Annotated in this window: 1 protein-coding gene; it reads left to right on the plus strand. The window is 59.0% G+C overall.

Annotated elements, in window-relative coordinates:
- The first annotated feature begins 54 nt into the window (after window positions 1-54).
- Window positions 55-1,181, plus strand: a protein-coding gene (locus tag EBBID32_RS19895; RefSeq protein WP_211258307.1) for an IS3 family transposase whose coding sequence is annotated in 2 segments (ribosomal slippage) — window positions 55-286 and window positions 286-1,181 — 1,128 coding nt in all. Because the reading frame shifts where the segments join, the coding sequence is not laid out codon by codon here.
- Window positions 1,182-1,207: the final 26 nt, after the last annotated feature.

Consider the following 1,207-nt stretch of genomic DNA (forward strand, 5'->3'; position numbering starts at 1 on the left):
CGGATTTGCGCCGGTCACCTGAGCGATTAGAGCTCGCAACAGGAGACCGACGAGATGATCAAGCACACAGAAGAGTTCAAGCAGGAGGCGGTGCGGATTGCACTGACCAGCGGGTTACCCCGCGACAGGGTTGCATCGGATTTGGGGATAGGGAAGTCGACGCTGGGCAAATGGGTGTCACAGTATCGGCCATCTGACCTGGTGGCAGCGCCGCAGGCAGATCTGGCGCGTGAGAATGAACGCCTTCGTCTTGAGAACCGTGTGCTGCGGGAGGAGAGGGAAGTGCTAAAAAAGGCCACGCAGTTCTTCGCGAGCCAAAGGCCGTGAAGTTCGCTTTTGTGCATAGCTGGCGGCATCGTTGGCCCGTTGAACTGCTCTGCCGTGTCATGGATGTCAGTGAACGCGGCTATCGTTCCTGGCGCTCGCGCCCGATTAGCAGGCGGGAGCGGACAGATATGAAAGTGCTGGCCCATATCCGAGAACAGTACAGGCTGAGCCTTGGCAGCTACGGCCGTCCTCGCATGACGATGGAGTTGAAGGAGGTGGGGCTCGATGTTGGCGAGCGCCGGGTCGGGCGGCTGATGAAGATCAACGGGATCAAGCCAGTCCGCACGCGCAAGCACAAGGTTACGACGGATAGCCACCATCGACTGGGGGTCGCAGCGAACTGGCTGGACGGCGATTTTGCCGCCGATGCGCCCAACCGTAAATGGGCCGGCGACATCACCTATATCTGGACGTCAGAAGGCTGGCTCTACCTTGCCGTCATTCTCGACCTGCATAGCCGTCGCGTCGTGGGCTGGGCAGTCAGCGACAGAATGAAGAAGGACTTGGCGATCAGAGCGCTGGATATGGCGGTGCGCCTGCGCCAGCCTCCGGAAGGCTGCTTTTTTCATTCGGATCGTGGCAGCCAATATTGTTCTTACGACTATCAGAAAAAGCTGCAGGCCTATGGCCTGCGTCCATCGATGAGCGGCAAGGGAAATTGCTACGACAATGCGTCCGTCGAGACCTTCTTCAAATCCCTGAAGGCCGAACTCATCTGGCGGCAGAGCTGGCCGACGCGGCGTCAGGCAGAAGCCGCCATCTTCCAGTACATCAATGGCTTCTACAACACCCGTCGTCGCCATTCATATCTGGGCGGCATCAGCCCGCTCGCGTTCGAAGCCAAGGTGGCATAATGAGATAGGTGACCGGCGCAAATCCG

This window comes from Sphingobium indicum BiD32 (assembly GCF_000382885.1).
Classification (GTDB): Bacteria; Pseudomonadota; Alphaproteobacteria; order Sphingomonadales; family Sphingomonadaceae; genus Sphingobium; species Sphingobium japonicum_C.